The organism is Mesorhizobium sp. WSM3868 (genome assembly GCF_002294785.1).
In the GTDB taxonomy this organism is placed as follows: domain Bacteria; phylum Pseudomonadota; class Alphaproteobacteria; order Rhizobiales; family Rhizobiaceae; genus Mesorhizobium.
Genome location: NZ_NSGB01000009.1, coordinates 168,251 through 185,229, shown reverse-complemented (window position 1 = coordinate 185,229; position 16,979 = coordinate 168,251). Strand labels below are relative to the sequence as shown.

General features: G+C 63.9%; 15 protein-coding genes. 8 read left to right on the top strand and 7 right to left on the bottom strand.

Annotated features, from left to right (window positions below; genetic code table 11):
• Window positions 1–3: 3 nt before the first annotated feature.
• Together CK221_RS16815 and CK221_RS16810 are read right to left on the bottom strand one after the other, a co-directional pair.
• Complete coding sequence (locus CK221_RS16815; RefSeq protein WP_095778514.1) at window positions 4–801, bottom strand: creatininase family protein; 798 nt, start codon at window positions 799–801, stop codon at window positions 4–6.
• A 66-nt stretch (window positions 802–867) separates the two neighbouring features.
• Window positions 868–1,251 (bottom strand): RidA family protein, encoded by a 384-nt coding sequence (locus CK221_RS16810; RefSeq protein WP_095778513.1) that lies wholly within the window; start codon window positions 1,249–1,251, stop codon window positions 868–870.
• A gap of 253 nt (window positions 1,252–1,504) precedes the next feature.
• On the opposite strand from CK221_RS16810, the gene CK221_RS16805 reads away from it, so the two are divergent.
• From CK221_RS16805 to CK221_RS16775, 7 genes are all read left to right on the top strand, one after another.
• Window positions 1,505–2,509, top strand: coding sequence for an ABC transporter substrate-binding protein (locus CK221_RS16805; RefSeq protein WP_066999582.1), 1,005 nt, complete (start codon window positions 1,505–1,507; stop codon window positions 2,507–2,509).
• Window positions 2,510–2,524: 15 nt separating this feature from the next.
• A complete protein-coding gene (locus tag CK221_RS16800; protein ID WP_066999585.1) occupies window positions 2,525–3,343 on the top strand; it encodes an ABC transporter ATP-binding protein in 819 nt (272 codons plus the stop codon).
• Complete coding sequence (locus CK221_RS16795) at window positions 3,330–4,181, top strand: ABC transporter permease (protein ID WP_095778512.1); 852 nt, start codon at window positions 3,330–3,332, stop codon at window positions 4,179–4,181. Before CK221_RS16800 ends, CK221_RS16795 begins: the two co-directional genes overlap by 14 nt.
• Before the next feature lie 12 nt (window positions 4,182–4,193).
• Complete coding sequence (locus tag CK221_RS16790) at window positions 4,194–5,492, top strand: cytosine deaminase (RefSeq protein ID WP_095778556.1); 1,299 nt, start codon at window positions 4,194–4,196, stop codon at window positions 5,490–5,492.
• Window positions 5,493–5,494: 2 nt separating this feature from the next.
• Window positions 5,495–6,892 carry an FAD-binding oxidoreductase gene (locus CK221_RS16785; protein WP_095778511.1) on the top strand — a complete coding sequence of 466 codons (1,398 nt, stop codon included), beginning with the start codon at window positions 5,495–5,497 and terminating at the stop codon, window positions 6,890–6,892.
• 157 nt (window positions 6,893–7,049) lie between these two features.
• Window positions 7,050–7,631, top strand: a complete 582-nt coding sequence (locus CK221_RS16780) for an NAD(P)H-dependent oxidoreductase (protein ID WP_095778510.1) — start codon at window positions 7,050–7,052, stop codon at window positions 7,629–7,631.
• Entirely contained in the window at window positions 7,631–8,218 is a 588-nt protein-coding gene (locus CK221_RS16775) for an NAD(P)H-dependent oxidoreductase (protein ID WP_095778509.1), read from the top strand. Before CK221_RS16780 ends, CK221_RS16775 begins: the two co-directional genes overlap by 1 nt.
• A 145-nt stretch (window positions 8,219–8,363) precedes the next feature.
• On the opposite strand, the gene CK221_RS16770 is transcribed toward CK221_RS16775, so the two are convergent.
• The 5 genes from CK221_RS16770 to CK221_RS16750 form a co-directional block, all read right to left on the bottom strand.
• On the bottom strand, window positions 8,364–10,811 hold the full coding sequence (locus CK221_RS16770) for an FAD-dependent oxidoreductase (protein WP_095778508.1): 2,448 nt from the start codon (window positions 10,809–10,811) through the stop codon (window positions 8,364–8,366).
• Complete coding sequence (locus tag CK221_RS16765; RefSeq protein ID WP_095778507.1) at window positions 10,808–11,989, bottom strand: pyridoxal phosphate-dependent aminotransferase; 1,182 nt, start codon at window positions 11,987–11,989, stop codon at window positions 10,808–10,810. The genes CK221_RS16770 and CK221_RS16765 overlap by 4 nt, the downstream gene beginning before the upstream one ends.
• Window positions 11,989–12,888 carry a homocysteine S-methyltransferase family protein gene (locus tag CK221_RS16760; RefSeq protein WP_095778506.1) on the bottom strand — a complete coding sequence of 300 codons (900 nt, stop codon included), beginning with the start codon at window positions 12,886–12,888 and terminating at the stop codon, window positions 11,989–11,991. The genes CK221_RS16765 and CK221_RS16760 overlap by 1 nt, the downstream gene beginning before the upstream one ends.
• Complete coding sequence (locus tag CK221_RS16755; protein WP_095778505.1) at window positions 12,885–15,338, bottom strand: FAD-dependent oxidoreductase; 2,454 nt, start codon at window positions 15,336–15,338, stop codon at window positions 12,885–12,887. Before CK221_RS16755 ends, CK221_RS16760 begins: the two co-directional genes overlap by 4 nt.
• Before the next feature lie 107 nt (window positions 15,339–15,445).
• A complete protein-coding gene (locus CK221_RS16750; protein ID WP_179294566.1) occupies window positions 15,446–16,033 on the bottom strand; it encodes an XRE family transcriptional regulator in 588 nt (195 codons plus the stop codon).
• A gap of 235 nt (window positions 16,034–16,268) precedes the next feature.
• Here CK221_RS16750 and CK221_RS16745 point away from each other — a divergent pair, with 235 nt between their 5' ends.
• On the top strand, window positions 16,269–16,973 hold the full coding sequence (locus CK221_RS16745; RefSeq protein WP_066999610.1) for a nitroreductase: 705 nt from the start codon (window positions 16,269–16,271) through the stop codon (window positions 16,971–16,973).
• Window positions 16,974–16,979: the final 6 nt, after the last annotated feature.

Below are 16,979 nucleotides of genomic sequence, written 5' to 3'. Positions count from 1 at the left end.
CCGCTACGCCAGCCAGTCGGCAAGCCTCGCCTTACGCACATCCCTGGCCAGGGTGATGAAGCCATCGGCCTGATGCTCGGCCGTGAGCCGGCCTTTTTCGGCGGTGGCGATGCTGGCGTCGCCGACCACGCCGTTCGGATTGAGGTCGCTGGCGATCCAGGCGAAGGCGTGCGTTCCGGTGTGCCGCAGCAGGGCGAATTCCTTTTCGGCGCGACCGACATTGGAGACGAAATTGTCGGCCTTGCCCATATCGACGAGATCTGGCCGGAAATGCAGCATCAGCGAGGTCTCGACATCGCCGCCATGGATGCCGTGACGGTCCTCGAGCTCGGTATACATGCCGGAGGGACGGCCGAAGCGCTGCCAGCTCGTCTTCACCGCCAGCATCTTTGCGCGCACGCGCAATTCGCGCGTGACAATGCCCATGATCTCCTCGTTGCCGCCATGCGAGTTGACGACGATCAACTTTCTGACCCCAGCGCGGGCGACCGAGAGGCCAAGCTCGGTCCAGGCGTCGACCAAGGTGGTGGCCGGCAAGGTAAGCGTTCCCGGCGCATGCAGATGCTCGTTCGACTTGCCCACCGCCTGCACCGGCAGGATGCGGATGTCGATGTCCTCGGGCAGGCGCGCAATCACCGTCTCCAGCATGCCCGTCATGATCGAGGTGTCGGTCGAGACCGGAAGGTGAGGGCCATGCTGCTCGACCGCCGCCACCGGCAGAACGGCAATCGTCGCTTCCGCGTCGATCGAGGCGTATTCGGTCGTCCGATAGTCGCCCCACCACACACGTCTTGTCGTCACTGTCGTCTCCCGATGGTCTGCTGTTCGGCCCGAAGGTCTAAAGCGCCTGGCCATTCCGGGCAACAGCTAGCCTGCTGCCAGGACCTCCACCTCGACCTTGAATTCCGTGCGGGCAAAACCTGAAACGATCATCAGTGTCGAAGCCGGCGCCGGATCGGAAAACAGGCGATTGCGAACGTCCATATAGGCCTGCAGGTGCGCGCGATCGGTGACGAAGGCGTTGATGCGCACGACATCGTTCAGCGTCAGCCCGGCCTCGCTTAATATTGCGGCAATATTCTTGAAGCAAAGCTCGGTTTGCGCGCCGGCATCATCCGGGACGGCGTCATCCGGCGCGATGCCCAACTGACCCGAACATAGCACAAGGCGCTTTCCCGCTGGAATTTCAACGCCATGGCTATAACGGGCAAAGGGCGGCTTGATCGACTTGGGGGCGAGATAATTGAGCATGGCATTCTCCTGTCGGCAGGCAGACTAAGGCCGGATTCATGAAAGCTTCAAGATGCGGTGCATGCCGCCGGGCGATTATGGACAGGCGTCCAAAAAATGGGCACGATGCCATTTGTACAGCATGACCCGTCCGGTCTCGGCAATGACTGCCGCGCAAGCAGGCGGCCCAAGGCGGTGGCATGTGTCTTGCTTCTTGAACCAATGGAGTGGAGCCCAGCGCGCAGCGCGCCGGAGCCAAGAGAGGGTGATGTTTATGTACGGAAAAGAAAAAATCCTGGCGGGTGCGATCGCGCTGCTTGCTGCCAGCACGCTGGGCGCTGCGGCCAACGAGAAGGTCATCTTTGGCACCAACTGGCTGGCCGAGCCGGAACATGGCGGCTACTACCAGGCGATCGCCGACGGCACCTACGCCGCCTGCGGCCTCGACGTCACCATCATGCAGGGCGGCCCGCAGGTCAGCGGCCGGCCGATGCTGCTGGCCGGCAAGATCGATTTCTACATGGGCGGCAACCTGCTCTCGGCCTTCGACGCCGTGCAGCAGGGCATTCCGATGCGCGTCGTCGCCGCCGACTTCCAGAAGGACCCGCAGGTCATCATGTCCCATCCGGGCGAAGGGCTGGACAAGTGGGAGGACCTGAAGAACGCCGACCAGTATATCCTCGGCGACGAGGGCGCGCAGACCTTCTTCCAGTGGATGGTGACCGATCTCGGCTTCGATGCCGCCAAGCGCGTGCCATACACCTTCAATCCGGCGCCCTTCATCGCCAACAAGAAGTCGATCCAGCAGGGCTATGTCACGTCGGAGCCCTTCGCGGTGCAGAAACAGGGCGGCTTCGTGCCGAACCAGTTCCTGCTCGCCGACAATGGCTGGGATACTTATGCCACGACCATCGAGGTGATGCAGGACACCATCGACAAGCGGCCGGAGGTGGTGCAGTGCTTCGTCGATGGCTCGGCCAAGGGCTGGTACAACTACCTCTACGGCGACAACAAGGCCGCCAACGAGATGATCAAGAAGGACAATCCGGACATGACGGATGAGCAGATCGCCTTCTCGATCGAACAGCTGAAGAAGTTCGGCATTGTCGATTCCGGCGATACGGAAAAGCTCGGCATCGGCGGCATGACGGAAGCGCGCATCCAGAGCTTCTACGACAAGATGGTCAAGGCCAAGGTCGCGCAGCCGGGCATCGACATCAAGAAGGCCTATACGCTCGCCTTCATCAACAAGGGGGTCGGGCGGGAGCTGAAGAAGTAAGGCGGCCTGCCTGAGATGATCCAGGAGAAAGTGGCGCAGGCAACGGCATCGGGTGAGAGCCCGATGCTGCTTTCCTTACGCAATGTCGGCAAGGTCTTTTCCAACGGCGTCACGGCGCTGAGCAAGGTCGACCTGGCGATCCGCGAAGGCGATTTCCTAAGCCTGCTCGGGCCCTCGGGCTGCGGCAAGTCGACGGCGCTCAGGTTGATCGCCGGCCTGTCGACGCCGACCTCCGGTCAACTCGACTGGCGCGGCTCGATCGACCGCTTGAATATCGGCTTCGTCTTCCAGGAGCCGACGCTGCTGCCATGGGCCAGCGTCTTCGACAATGTCTGGCTGCCGCTCAGGCTGAAAGGCGTATCGCGCCCGGAGGCCAAGCCCGCGGTGATGGAAATGCTGTCGCGCGTGCACCTCACCGGTTTCGAGAATGCCGTGCCGCGCGAGCTTTCCGGCGGCATGAAGATGCGTGTCTCGATCGCACGGGCTATGGTGACCAAACCGCGCATTCTTCTGATGGACGAGCCCTTCGCGGCGCTCGACGAGATTACCCGCTTCAAGCTCAACAACGATCTTCTCGAGCTTTGGCAGGACGAGCGGTTTACCGTCGTCTTCGTCACCCACAGCGTCTTCGAAAGCGTGTTCCTCTCCAGCCGTGTCGTCGTCATGGCGGCACGACCGGGCCGCGTTCACGGCGAGCTTGCAATCGAAGCGCCTTATCCGCGCGACGAGGCATTCCGGACTTCGCCCGACTATGCGGCGCTCTGCCGGCAGGCCTCGGACGTGCTGGTCAATGCCATCAACTCAACCGCCGGACCTCATCATGACGGCCATTGAAGACAATGCCCTGAAGCTCGACCCCGAAGAGGCGCGCCGCGTCCGCCAGGAGCGGCTGGAGCGGATCGGCAAATGGGTTCTGCCGCTGGCAATCATGGTGCTTGCGATCTGGCTGTGGGATCGCATCTGCGTCTGGAACGGGATCCCGCAATACATCCTGCCGCGCCCGGGCGTGGTTCTGCAGACGCTGCATGACGATGCCGGGCTGTTGTTCTCTTCGCTGCTGGTGACGCTCAGGATCACCTTCCTCAGTCTGCTGCTTGCCGTCATCGGCGGCGTCGGGCTGGCGGTGCTGTTCGCGCAGTCGAAATGGGTGGAGATGTCGTTCTTCCCCTTCGCCATCGTGCTGCAGGTGACGCCGATCGTGGCGATCTTTCCGCTGATCAACATCTACATCAACAACCAAACGACCAAGCTCCTGCTCTGTGCCTGGATCGTCGCCTTCTTCCCGATCCTCTCCAACACCACGCTCGGGCTGAACTCGGTCGACCGCAACCTGCGCGATTTGTTCAAGCTCAACGGAGCAACCCGCTGGCAGCAATTGCGCTATCTGCGCCTGCCGGCGGCGATGCCCTATTTCCTCGGTGGGCTGAAGATCGCCGGCGGCCTGTCGCTGATCGGCGCCGTGGTGGCCGAGTTCGTCGCCGGCGCGCAGGGGCAATCGTCCGGGCTCGCCTCGCGCATCATCGAGGCGGGCTACCGGCTCAATGCTCCCAGGCTGTTCGCGGCGCTGATCCTGATCTCGCTCACCGGCATCCTGATCTTCCTGGTGCTGTCGCTGGTGTCGCATCTCATCCTGCGCCGCTGGCACGAGAGCGCGCTGAAGCAGGAGCGCTAGGGTGCCTGAATGTTGATCCCAGCCTCTGGTCGTTACCAGCTCGCCAACGTCCGCGTTCATCAATCGCTGACGCCGGGCCTTGCCGCAAGCTTCGATGCCGATGGTTTTGCGCTTGCCGACATTGCCGTCGCCGACGGCAAGATTGCTAGCATCATTGCGCACGGCAAAGCCGAGCCGCCATTCGACGCAATCGACCTTGGCGGCCGCATCGTGCTGCCCTGCTTCGTCGACTGCCATACGCATATCGACAAGGGCCATATCTGGCCGCGCAAGCCAAATCCCGACGGCACATTCATGGGCGCGCTCAACGCAACTGGCGCCGACCGCACCGCTCGCTGGAGCGCGGAGGACGTGGCGAGGCGCATGGATTTCTCGCTGAGCTCAGCTTACGCGCACGGCACCAAGGCCTTGCGCACGCATCTCGACAGCGTGGCGCCGCAAGAGGAAATTTCCTGGCCGGTGTTCGAGACGATGCGGGAAAAATGGCGAGGCCGGATCGAGCTGCAGGCCGCCTGTCTGCTTGGCATCGAAGGCGTGCGCGACAAGGCCTGGTTCGAGCGTCTGGCAAAACGCGTCGCCGCGGCCAAGGGCGTGCTCGGCGTTGTCACTTACATGGTGCCCGACCTCGAGGAACTGCTCGACAAGGTGTTCGCTGAAGCCATCAAGCATGGGCTCGACCTCGATTTCCATGCCGACGAGACCGACGATGTCGCGGCCGTCTCGCTGAAGAAGATCGCCGAAGCTTCGCTGTGGAACGGTTTTGACGGCAATATCCTGATCGGCCATTGCTGCTCGCTGGCGCGCCAGCCCGACCTCGAGGTTCTCGACACGCTGGATAAGGTCGCAAAGGCCGGATTGGCCGTAGTGTCGCTGCCGATGTGCAACCTCTATCTGCAGGACCGGCGCAACAACCACACCACGCCGCGCTGGCGCGGCGTGACGCTGCTGCACGAGATGAAGGCGCGCGGCATCAAGGTGGCGGTCGCTTCCGACAACACGCGCGACCCGTTCTACGCCTATGGCGACCTCGATATGCTGGAGGTCTACCGCAACGCGACACGGATCCTGCACCTCGACCACCCTGTCGGTGACTGGCCGAAAGCGATAGCGGCGACGCCGGCCGAGGTGATGCGGCTGGAAGGCGTCGGCGCTCTCGCCGCCGGCGGCAGCGCCGACTTCGTCGTCTTCAAGGGACGCAGCTGGACCGAATTGCTGTCGCGGCCCGAATCGGATCGCATCGTGGTGCGCGAGGGCAGGGCGATCGAGCGCCGGCTGCCCGACTATGCTGAACTCGACGAATTGATGGTGTGATGATGGATATCGCAGCGCTGAAGCGCGATCTCGAAGGCCTCAAGATCGACGACCATCCGGCCATCGTCCAGCAGAAGAGCCGCGACTTCTACTGGTACAGCCCCGTCCTCAAACAACAGCTCGACCATGTCACCGGCGACCTGATCGTGACGCCGAAGAACGAGGACGAGGTGATCCGCGTTTTGGCTGCCTGCCACCGGCACGGCGTTCCAGTCACACCGCGCGGCAGCGGCACCGGGAATTACGGACAGGCGATGCCGCTGTCAGGAGGCGTGGTGCTCAACCTCGCCGAAATGAATGAAGTGAAGGCGATCGCGCCGGGCCGCGTGGTGACCGGGCCCGGAGCGGTTCTGGCCAACATCGATCGCGCCGCGCGGGCGCATTCCGCGCAGGAACTGCGCATGTCGCCCTCCACCTACAACACCGCCTCCATCGGCGGCTTCGTCGCAGGCGGCTCTGGCGGCGTCGGCTCGATCCGCTGGGGCGGATTGCGCGATCTCGGCAATGTCATCCGGCTGCGGACCGTGACGATGGAGGCGGAGCCGCGCGTCATGGACCTCTCGGGCGAGGACGTGCTCAAGGTGATGCATGCCTATGGCACCAACGGCATCATCACCGAGGTTGAGATGCCGCTGACGGCGTCCTACGATTGGGTCGATGTCATCGTCGGCTTCGACGATTTCATGGGTGCAGCGGGCTTCGGCAACGACCTCGCCGAGCAGGACGGCATATTGGCGAAGCTGATCGCGCCGATCGCGGCACCCATTCCTTACGATTATTTCAAGCGACACCAGAAGTTCTTCCGGCGCGAGCAGAGCATCGTGGTGTGCATGATCGCGCCGCACGCGATGGATGGGTTCCTCGCGTTCGTCCGGGCCAGCAAAGGCGAAATCGTCTTCCGGACCGACCAGGAGACCGACCTCAAGGGATTGCCGCCGGCCTACGAGCTGACCTGGAACCACACGACGCTGCGCGCCATCAGGGTCGATCCGACGATCACCTATCTGCAGGCGCGCTATCCGTCGCCGGACCATCTCGCATACGTCAAGGCGATGGTCGACCGCTTCGGCGACGAGGTGCCGGCGCATCTCGAATTTATCCGCTTCGACGGCGCGATCGGCGCCGCCGGGCTGCCGCTGGTCCGCTTCACTACGGAAGAAAGGCTCGACGAGATCATCCGTATCCACGAGGACAATGGCTGCTGGATCTTCAACCCGCATCGCTACACGCTGGAAGAGGGCGGCATGAAGCAGACCGACGAGGTTCAGCTTGCCTTCAAGCGCGAGACCGACCCGCAAGGGCTGCTCAACCCCGGCAAGATGATTGCCTGGGAGAATCCGGGCTATGACTATCGCTCCGGCAAGCCGTTCCTGTTCAAGGGGCTGCAAAAGGCGAGGTGATCGCGATGAGCGTCCGGCGCTGTACCCTCCTCTGGCCTGCCGGCCACGTTGGCGATTGGCGAAAGCCGCGGCGCCCTTGGATGATCTCCCCCTCTAGGGGAGAGATTTGGCACAGGACCACAGGGGCGCCTCGCGCTGATCTTCGGGGTCCACTCCCGTGAACATCCTCGTGCTCTACGCACATCCGGTGGAGACCAGCTTCAACGCCGGACTGCATCGGACGATCGTCGAGCGGCTCGGCGCGGCCGGCCACACGATCGACGACTGCGACCTCTATGCCGAGGACTTTGATCCGCGGATGACGCGCGCAGAGCGGCTCGGCTACCACGATCAGCGCGGGCCGAACGACACGGTCGCCGGTTACATCGCAAGGCTTCGGGAGGCGGAAGCGTTGGTGCTGTCGTTTCCGGTCTGGAATTACGGCTATCCGGCGATCCTGAAGGGCTTCTTCGACCGCGTCTTCCTGCCCGGCGTATCGTTCAAGCTGGTCGATGGCAAGGTTCGGCCGACGCTGCACAACATCCGCAAGCTCACCGCCATCACCACCTATGGCGGCAGCCGTTTTCGCGCCATGCTGATGGGCGATCCGCCGCGCAGAATGGTGAAGCGCACGCTGCGGGCCACCATCAAGCCAGGCGCCCCCGTCTCTTACCTCGCACACTATTCGATGAACCTTTCGACGGATCAGACGCGCAAGGCCTTCATGGCGAAGGTGGCCGCCAGCATGGATCGATTCTGATGCGCGTGCTGGTGGTCTATTGCCATCCGGTGCCGGAGAGCTATTGCGCCGCGATCCGCGACATGGCGATAGAAGTGCTGACGCGACGAGGCTGGGACGTAAGGCTGCTCGATCTTTATGCCGAGAAGTTCAATCCGGTGATGAGCTGCGAAGAGCGGCGCTCCTATAACGAGCGCGCGCCTGAGGATCCGGCGCTCCGGCCGCATTTCGAGCATCTGCAATGGGCCGAGGCGATCCTCTTCATCTACCCCACCTGGTGGTACGGATTGCCGGCGATGCTGAAGGGCTGGTTCGATCGCGTGTGGGCGACCGACATCGCCTTCAAGCTGCCGCGCGGCAGAGGCCGGATCCAATCGCTGATGACCCATGTGACCAAGGTCGGCGTCATCACCACCTGTGGCGCGCCGACGTGGTGGAGCGTCGTTGTCGGCCAGCCCGGCCGCAAGACGATCCTGCGCGGCATGCGCGCCATCTGCGCCCCCCGCTGCAAGACATTCTTCCTGGCGCACTACCTGATGGATTCCTCAACGCCGAAGAGCCGGACGGCGTTTCTGGCGAAAGTAAGGGCGAGGCTGGAAAGTTTTTGAGGATAGCTCTCTTCTCGCCGTTCAACGGGGAGAAGATGGCGGCAGCCAGATGAGGGGCGGCGCCAACTTGCAAAGGCGTGGCTCTGCCCCTCATCCGCCCTTCGGGCACCTTCTCTCCGTTGAACGGGGAGAAGGGAACACTGTGCTACATGCGCACCCGTTCAGCCTTCGGGTCGTACATCGGCCTCAACGATGCTTCCGCGGCGAAGCGTTCGCCAGCGATCTCGACCTCGTAGGATGAGCCCAGCACATCCGCCTCGCTCTCGCCCTCGCAGGGCACATAACCGAGCCCGATCGCGCCGCCGAGATGATGGCCGTAATTGCCCGAGGTGATCGGACCGACGATCATGCCGTCGCGCAGAATCGCCTCGTTGTGCAATAACAGCGGCTGCGGGTCCTTGAGGCGGAACTGCACCAGCCTGCGGTTGAGACCTGCTTCCTTCTTCCTGAGCACCGCGTCACGGCCGATGAAGTCGCTCTTGGCCGTCTTCACCGCGAAGCCAAGGCCTGCCTCCAGCACATGGTCCTCGTCGGTGATGTCGTGGCCGAAATGGCGGAAGGCCTTTTCGATGCGGCAGGAATCCAGAGTATGCAGGCCGCAGAGCTTCAGCCCGACATCGGCGCCGGCTTCAATGATCGCCTCGAAGACATGGGCGGCCTGATCGGTCGAGACATAGAGTTCCCAGCCGAGCTCGCCGACATAGGTGACGCGATGGGCACGGGCCAGCCCCATGCCGATCTCGATTTCCTGGCAAGTGCCGAACGGATTGGCCTGGTTGGAAAAATCGTTGGGGCTCACCTTCTGGATCAGCTTTCGCGAATCGGGGCCCATCAGGCAGATGACCGCTTCGGCAGCGGTTACATCGGTAATCACGACGAATTCGTCGGCGACGTGCCGCCTCAGCCAGGCGAGGTCACGCTGCAAGGTGGCGCCGGGCACGACGAGGAAATAGGCCGTCTCCGAGAGCCGCGTCACGGTGAGGTCGCTCTCGATGCCGCCTTTGGCGTTGAGCATCTGCGTGTAGACGATCTTGCCCGGTTCCACGTCCATGTCATTGGCGCAGAGCCGCTGCAGGAACGCATAGGCGTCGCGGCCCTCGACGCGGATCTTGCCGAACGAGGTCATGTCGAACAGGCCGACGCCGTTGCGCACGGCGAGGTGTTCCTCGCGCTGGTTGTCGAACCAGTTCTGCCGCTTCCAGGAATAGCGGTATTCGCGCTCCTGTCCTTCGCGGGCAAACCAGTTGGCGCGCTCCCAGCCGGCCACCTCGCCGAAGACGGCGCCGCGCGCCTTCAAGTGCTCATGCAAGGGCGAGCGGCGCACGCCGCGCGATGTCGCCATCTGGCGGTAGGGGAAATGATCGGCGTAGAGCAGGCCGAGCGTTTCGGAGACGCGTTCTTTGAGGTAGCGACGGTTCTTCTGGAAGGGCTGGGCGCGGCGGATGTCGACCTCCCAGAGGTCGAAAGGCGCCTCGCCGTCATTGATCCACTGCGCCAGGGCCATGCCGGCCCCGCCGGAGGAAACGATGCCGATCGAATTGTAGCCGGTCGCCATCCAGTAGCCGAAGAGTTCCGGCGCCTCGCCGAGATAGTAGCGGTCGTCGGGAGTAAAACTCTCGGGGCCGTTGAAGAAGGTGTGGATGCCGGCCGTGCCCAGCATCGGCATACGGTTGACGCCCATTTCGAGGATCGGCTCGAAATGGTCCATGTCCTCGGGCAACTGGTCGAAGCAGAAATCCTCGCGGATGCCGTCCATGCCCCAGGGTTTCGCCACCGGCTCGAAGGCGCCGAGCATCATCTTGCCGGCGTCTTCCTTGTAGTAGGCGCACTCGTCCGGCACGCGCAGCACCGGCAGGCGGGTGAGGCCGGGGATCGGCTCGGTGACGAGGTAGAAATGCTCGCAGGCGTGCAGCGGGATGGTGACGCCGTTCTGCCGGCCGAGCTCGCGCGCCCACATACCGGCGCAGTTGACGACGATGTCGGTCTCGATCGTGCCCTGGTCCTCGCCCTGCGCCCAGGAGACAGCGGAGACGCGGCCGTTCCGGGTGTGGACCTTGGTGACCTTCACGTTTTCGATAACCGTCGCGCCGCGTTGCCGCGCGCCCTTGGCCAGCGCCATGGCGATGTTGGCCGGGTCGCACTGGCCGTCGAGAGGCAAATGTACCGCGCCGACCACATCGGAGACGTTGAGATGCGGGTACATCTCCTTGACTTCGGTTGGCGAAATCTCGCGCACGTCGACATCGAAGGCGCGGGCGAGCGAGGCCTGCCTATAAATTTCATGCTTGCGTTCCTCGGTCAGCGCCACCGTGATCGAGCCGACCTGGCGCATGCCGGTGCCGACGTCGGTCTCCGCCTCGAGCTTGACGTAGAGGTCGGCCGAGTATTTCGCCAGCCGGGTCATGTTCTGCGAGGCGCGCAACTGGCCGATCAGGCCGGCGGCGTGCCAGGTCGTGCCCGAGGTGAGCTGCTTGCGCTCAAGCAGCACAATGTCGGTCCAGCCGAGCTTGGCCAGATGATAGGCGACCGAGCAGCCGGAGACGCCGCCGCCGATAATGACCGCGCGAGCTTTGGTTGGAATGGTTTTGGTCATGCGGCCTCGCGGCGGTAGTCGGAAGCGAAGCGGCGCACGCGAAGCGCTGCTTCCTGAAGGACAGGTTCAGGCTGGCAGAGGCTGATGCGGATGTGGCCGGCGGCGGCCTCGCCGAAGCTCGAGCCAGGCATGACGCCGATCTTCTCCTTGTCGAGCAGCGCCCAGGCGAATTTCTCGTCGTCGGGCTCGATGGCCGATATGTCGAGCATGACATACATGCCGCCTTCGGAGCCGCGCACGGTGACTTCATTTGCGCCGCGAATGGCGTCGAGGAACACGGCGCGGCGCCCGGCGTAACGCTCGGCTATTTCGTCCACGCCGTAGTGGTTTTCAAGCGCCTCGGCGCAAGCGATCGAGATGAAGGCCGGCAGGCCGTAGGTGGTCACCAGGTTGAGATCGGTCATCAGCGCGATCATCGCCTTCGGGCCGGTGAGCCAGCCCATGCGCCAGCCGGTCATGCCGTGGCTTTTCGACATGGAATTGATGACCAGCGTGCGCTCGGACATGCCGGGCAGCGAGCGCGGCGAGATGTGCTCGCCGCCGCCGAGCGTCCAGTAGACCTCGTCGGATAGCAGCCAGAGATCGTGCTCCTTGCAGATTTCGGCCAATTGCTCGAGCCGTTCGCGCGAATAGACTGCGCCTGTCGGGTTGTTCGGGGTGTTGATCAGGATGGCGCGCGTGTTGGGCCTGAGCGCCGCGCGGATCCTGTCGGCGCGCGGCTGGAAGCCGTCCTCGGCCGGCGTCTCGACCACGGTGAAGCTGGCGCCGGCGGCGCTGAAGGTGTTGGGGTAGGTGGCATAATAAGGCGCGACGACGATCGCGTGATCGCCGGGGTCGAGCACGCCCTGCACGGCGGCGTAGAGCGCGCCCTGACCGCCGGCCGTGGCGATGACCTCGTCGGGCTCCGTCAGGACGCCGGTGCAGGCGGAGGAGGCCGCCGCCATCGCCTTGCGCAGGCGCGGCAGGCCGGGAAGCGGCGTGTAGTGGTGGTTGCTGCCGCGGACGGCGTTGACGCAGGCCTCGATCGTTTGCGACGGCGTGTCGAAATCATGGTCGCCGACCGAGAGCACGATGATGTCCTCGCCGGCTGCCCTGCGGGTCCAGGCGGCGAAATGGACCTCCCAGCCGTCTTTGCCCGATGGCACGATGCCGGCAATGCGCTTTGATGGTTTTGGCATCAGGCTACTCCCGAGATGTGATGGCCGGCCTGGATGAGCCGGTCGCGTAGCGCAGCGATGTGAGCCGGCCCGACTTCACAACAGCCGCCCACAATGCTGGCGCCAGCCTCGACCCAGCCCATCGCCTGGTCGGCATAGGCGTGCGGATCGAGATCATGGCGCGCGTGCAGCACGTTGACCGTGCCGCCATGCTTGAGCGCCTCGACCGAGGTGAAGCCATTGGCATAGGCGCCAACCGGACCGCCGAGGGCCAGCAGCTCCGGCAATGCGGCGGCAATGGCTTCGGGCCGGCAGCAGTTGAGCAGCCGTGCCGCCACCGGCAGATCGCCGAGGGCGCTAGCCGCGGCGGCAATGCTCTCGCCGCTGCGCAGGCGGGGCGTGCCGTGGTCGGCGAGCGTCCAGGAAACCCAGACCGGCTTGCCGCTCTCGCATGCCGCGGTGACCGCCGCGCGAGCCTCGTCGGCGGAAGCCATGGTCTCGCACAGGAACAAATCGACGCCTTCTGCCTGTTCGGCGACGATGCGGCGGTAGATGCCGAGCGTCTCCTCGAAGGAGATGGTCAGCGCCGGCGCGTAGCTGCCGAACAGAGGCGAGAGGCAGCCGGCGATGGCGGCTTCACCCGCTTCGTCGCGCGCCTGCCGGGCGAGCTCGATGCCGCGCTTCTGCAGAGGCTTAAACAGCTCTTCCGCGCCCTCGCGCGCCAGGCGCTCGGGCGTGGCCGAATAGGTGTTGATGGTGATGACGCGAGCGCCGGCACGGATGAATTCCGCATGCAGGTCGCGCACCAGTTCCGGTTCGTCGATCAGCACTCTGGCCGACCACAAAGGCGTCGGTTCGGACTGACTGCGACGGACCAACTCCTGGCCCATGCCGCCATCGGTAAGAATGACGGATGTCATGCTCTCAACCTTTCGTTCTTCGGATCCCACAGCGGCTCGTCCTTCTGCACCACCGCCTTGAAACGGTCGCCGAAGATTTCGACCTCGACCGCCGTGCCGGGCTCGGTCAGGTCGGAACGCAGCATGCCGAGCGCGATCGACTTGTCGACGCGATGGCCCCAGCCGCCCGACGTCGTCTCGCCGACAATCTTGCCGTCATGCCAGAGCGTCGACATATAGGGCGCGTCGCAATCGCCGGGGTTTTCTACGACCAGCGTGACGAAGCGCTTCTTCACGCCCTGCTGCCTTTCGTTGAGCAGCGCCGCCTTGCCGCGGAAGTCGGGCTTGTCCCATTTGACGAAGCGTTCGAGCCCGCCCTGCAGGATCGAATAGTCGGTCGAGAGGTCGCCTTTCCAGGCGCGGTAGCCTTTTTCCAGCCGAAGCGAATCCAGCGCGTACATGCCGAAGGGCTTTAGGCCATGCCTCTGGCCGGCGGCCCAGACCGCGTCGAAGACGGTAGCCGTGTCCGCGACCTTGGTGTGGATCTCCCAACCGAGCTCGCCGGCGAAGGAGACGCGCACCAGCTTCGCCCAGCGGCCGGCGATGGTCGTCTCCTGATGCGTCAGCCAAGGCAGGGAGAGATCGGCGTCGCAGACGTCAGCAAGGATAGCGCGCGAGTTCGGGCCGGCGAGAATCTGGGTTGAGTATTCCTCCGTGCGATCGGTCAGCCTGAAGGCCGCATCGGCCGGCATGCGCGACTTCAACCATTCGAAGTCATGCCACTGCGCGACGGCCGCGGTGATTAGCGTCATCTGGTCCTCGCCATGGCGCACGACCGACATTTCGGTAACGATGCGGCCCTTATCGTCCGCGAAATAAACCAGGCCGATGCGGCCGGGCTTCGGCACGAGGCCGGTGACCTGCAGGGCCAGCCATTCGGCGGCGCCCGGACCTTCGAGGTTGAAACGCGAGAAGCCGGGCAGGTCGAGGATGCCGGCTGCGTCGCGCACAGCCAGGCATTCCTCGCGAACGCGCTGCTGCCATGGCCCGTCGCGGCGGAAAGTCAGCGTTGATTCTTCCGAAATGTCGTCGCCCGGTTGCGCATACCAAGTGGCGCGTTCCCAGCCATTATAAGCGTCGAACTGGCCACCCTGCGCTTTGACGCGCTCATGCAGCGGCGAGTGCTTGCGGTCGCGGCCGGCCGGCCAGGCGTGGCGCGGGAACTGGATGGCGTATTCGTTGCCGTAGATCTCCATGCCTTTGGCAACGCAATAGTCGGGTGCCGAAGCAAAGGCGGTGAAGCGGCGCGGATCGCAGGACCACATGTCCCATTCGGTCTGGCCCTCGGTCACCCATTCGGCCAGCACCTTGCCGGCGCCGCCACCTTGCGCAATGCCGAAGGTGAAGACGCAGGCCTCGAAAGCGTTCGGCACGCCGGGCATCGGACCGATCAGTGGATTGCCGTCCGGCGCATAAGGGATCGGCCCGTTGATCACCTTGGAAAGGCCTGCGGTGCCGAGGATCGGCACACGGGCAACGGCGTCGGCAAGGTAATGCTCGAGACGGTCGAGATCGTCCGGGAAAAGCTGGAAGGAAAAATCCTCCGGCATCGGATCGTTGTGGCCGACCCAATGCGCGCGGCAATTGCGCTCATAGGGACCGAGATTCATGCCGGTCTTTTCCTGGCGCAGGTAGTAGGAGGTGTCGACGTCGCGCAGCAGCGGCAGTTTCTTGCCCTGTTCCTTGGTCCATGCGGCCAGCTCGGGGATTTCCTCGAACAGGATATATTGATGGCTCATCACCATCATCGGCACTTCGCGGCCGAACATTTTTCCAACTTCGGCGGCGCGATAGCCGGCGGCATTGATCACGATCTCGCAGCGGATCTCGCCCTGCGGCGTCGCCACCACCCATTCGCCGTTTTCGCGGCGAACGCCGGTGACCGGGCAGAAGCGGATGATTTTCGCGCCCATGTCGCGCGCACCCTTGGCAAGCGCCTGCGTCAATTGCGCGGGATCGATGTCGCCGTCGCTCGGGTCGTAGAGCGCGCCTTTCAGCTCATGCGTCTCGATGAAGGGGTAACGGCGCTTGATCTCGTCGAGGCCGACGACGTCGATGTCCATGCCTTGATAGCGGCCCATGCCTTTGGCGCGCTGGAACTCCTGCATGCGCTCCTTGGTGTGGGCGAGCCGCAACGAGCCGGTGACATGGTAGTTCATCGGATAGTCGACCGCGTCGGCGAGGCCCCGGTAGAGCTCGGTAGAATAGCGCTGCATGTTCATCAGCGACCAGGACGACGAGAAGGTCGGCACGTTGCCGGCCGCGTGCCAAGTCGAGCCGGAGGTCAGCTCGTTCTTTTCCAAGAGCACGCAGTCGGTCCAGCCCGCCTTGCAAAGGTGGTAAAGTGAGGAGGCGCCAACGACACCGCCTCCGATGATCACCACGCGTGCCGTGGTCGGCAAACCGGCCATGTTCTCCTCCAACGTCCAAAGCGCGTCGGGACGCGCTTTTGATTCTTTGTTTCACGCAGGCCCTGTCCCAAAGACCGCTGCACAGTTTTGGGCGCCATGCATTTGGTTCAGTACACCGGTGGCGAAACCACCCAGATGACGACCGCCGGCTCGGCGCCAGGATTGCGCCAGCGGAACGGCTTGCCTTCGAAGCGGAACGAGTCGCCTTCGCTGAGCCGATGCCAGACGCCACCGATCTCGAGTTCGAAAGTGCCCGACGCGACGTAGCCCGCTTCCTCGGTCGGACGCCGTGCTTCGGTGTTCAGTTCCGCGCCCGGCGCGAAGACCGAGCGCAGCATCTCGAAGCTACCGCCAAGATCGGGCGACAGAAGCTCCTCCACGAGGCCCGATTCGCTTGTGCCAAGCGAGCGGCGGCTGCCGGCGCGCACAACCACGCCGCGCTCCTCTTCGGCAGGCACATCATGGCTAAAGAACAGGCTAAGCGGCACTCCGAACAGTTCGGCGAAGGCCCGCAGATCACCAAGCGAAGGGACCGACAGGCCGCGCTCGACCTGGCTGACCCAACCTACCGAGCGGTCGAGCTTCAGAGCGATCTCGGCAAGCGTCAACCCGCGGGCCTTGCGCAGTGCACGGATGTCGCCGGCCAGCAGCCGCTCGCCATTGTCCTGCTCCGATCTGATGGCGGTCGAGGTCACCCGCTCCTCGTGAAAAAATCTGCTCAAATTTCATGAAAAAGCAAGCGCATGAAAAAATCAAGTGAATTTTCATGCTACGCAAGATTTGCTTGCGCCATTTTGGCGGTTGATGCAAAGCCTCGCCATCGAATGGCGAGTGGGGCGTCCGGTCGAGGACCAGTTAGTTATTTGTGTCTGCCTATGGTCGCTGCGGGAATCGGGTTGCCGGGTCCAGCCATGCGTGAAGGGACGGCCCATGCTGGAGAAGAATAACCGGAGCGCGCTCGACGCAGCGATCGTCGACGAGGCGATCATGTCGCGCCGGTCGGTACGCGCGTTTTTGCCCGACATGGTCGACGACAGCACAATCCGCGCCATCCTGACGGTCGCGGCAAGGGCACCCTCGGGCACCAACATGCAGCCCTGGCGTGTCTATGTGACCAAGGGCGAGGTGAAGCGGCGCATCAGCGACGCCATCCTCAATTCGGGCATCCGCGCCGAAAAGGCCGAATGGGACGAGTACCGTTACTATCCCGACCAGTTCTTCGAGCCCTATCTCAGCCGGCGTCGCGCCAACGGTTTCGGCCTCTACGGCGCGATCGGCATCGGCCGGCGCGAAGTCGACAGGATGCGGGCGCAGCACGACCGCAACTTCGTCTTCTTCGACGCGCCCGTCGGCCTGATCTTCACGGTCGACCGGCGGCTGAACAAGGGCTCGTGGATCGACTACGGCATGTTTCTGCAGAACATCATGGTCGCGGCACGGGGCAGGGGCCTGCATACCTGCCCGCAGGCGGCTTTCGCGCCCTATCACCGGCAGATCCGCCCGGTGCTCGACATACCAGACGAGGAGATCGTGGTCTGCGGTATGGCGCTTGGCTATGAGGACACGTCCAAGCCCGAGAACGAATTCCGTACCGACCGCGCGCCGCTCGAAGACTGGGTGACGTTCGCGAAGTAGCTCTCC

Bases quoted from the DNA above. Each gene is read 5' to 3' on its own strand.
- CK221_RS16810 (WP_095778513.1), bottom strand. From the start codon at position 1,251: ATGCTCAATTATCTCGCCCCCAAGTCGATCAAGCCGCCCTTTGCCCGT.
- CK221_RS16745 (WP_066999610.1), top strand. From the start codon at position 16,269: ATGCTGGAGAAGAATAACCGGAGCGCGCTCGACGCAGCGATCGTCGAC.
- CK221_RS16775 (WP_095778509.1), top strand. From the start codon at position 7,631: ATGCGCGTGCTGGTGGTCTATTGCCATCCGGTGCCGGAGAGCTATTGC.
- CK221_RS16805 (WP_066999582.1), top strand. From the start codon at position 1,505: ATGTACGGAAAAGAAAAAATCCTGGCGGGTGCGATCGCGCTGCTTGCT.
- CK221_RS16765 (WP_095778507.1), bottom strand. From the start codon at position 11,989: ATGCCAAAACCATCAAAGCGCATTGCCGGCATCGTGCCATCGGGCAAA.
- CK221_RS16770 (WP_095778508.1), bottom strand. From the start codon at position 10,811: ATGACCAAAACCATTCCAACCAAAGCTCGCGCGGTCATTATCGGCGGC.
- CK221_RS16760 (WP_095778506.1), bottom strand. From the start codon at position 12,888: ATGACATCCGTCATTCTTACCGATGGCGGCATGGGCCAGGAGTTGGTC.
- CK221_RS16785 (WP_095778511.1), top strand. From the start codon at position 5,495: ATGGATATCGCAGCGCTGAAGCGCGATCTCGAAGGCCTCAAGATCGAC.
- CK221_RS16800 (WP_066999585.1), top strand. From the start codon at position 2,525: ATGATCCAGGAGAAAGTGGCGCAGGCAACGGCATCGGGTGAGAGCCCG.
- CK221_RS16795 (WP_095778512.1), top strand. From the start codon at position 3,330: ATGACGGCCATTGAAGACAATGCCCTGAAGCTCGACCCCGAAGAGGCG.
- CK221_RS16755 (WP_095778505.1), bottom strand. From the start codon at position 15,338: ATGGCCGGTTTGCCGACCACGGCACGCGTGGTGATCATCGGAGGCGGT.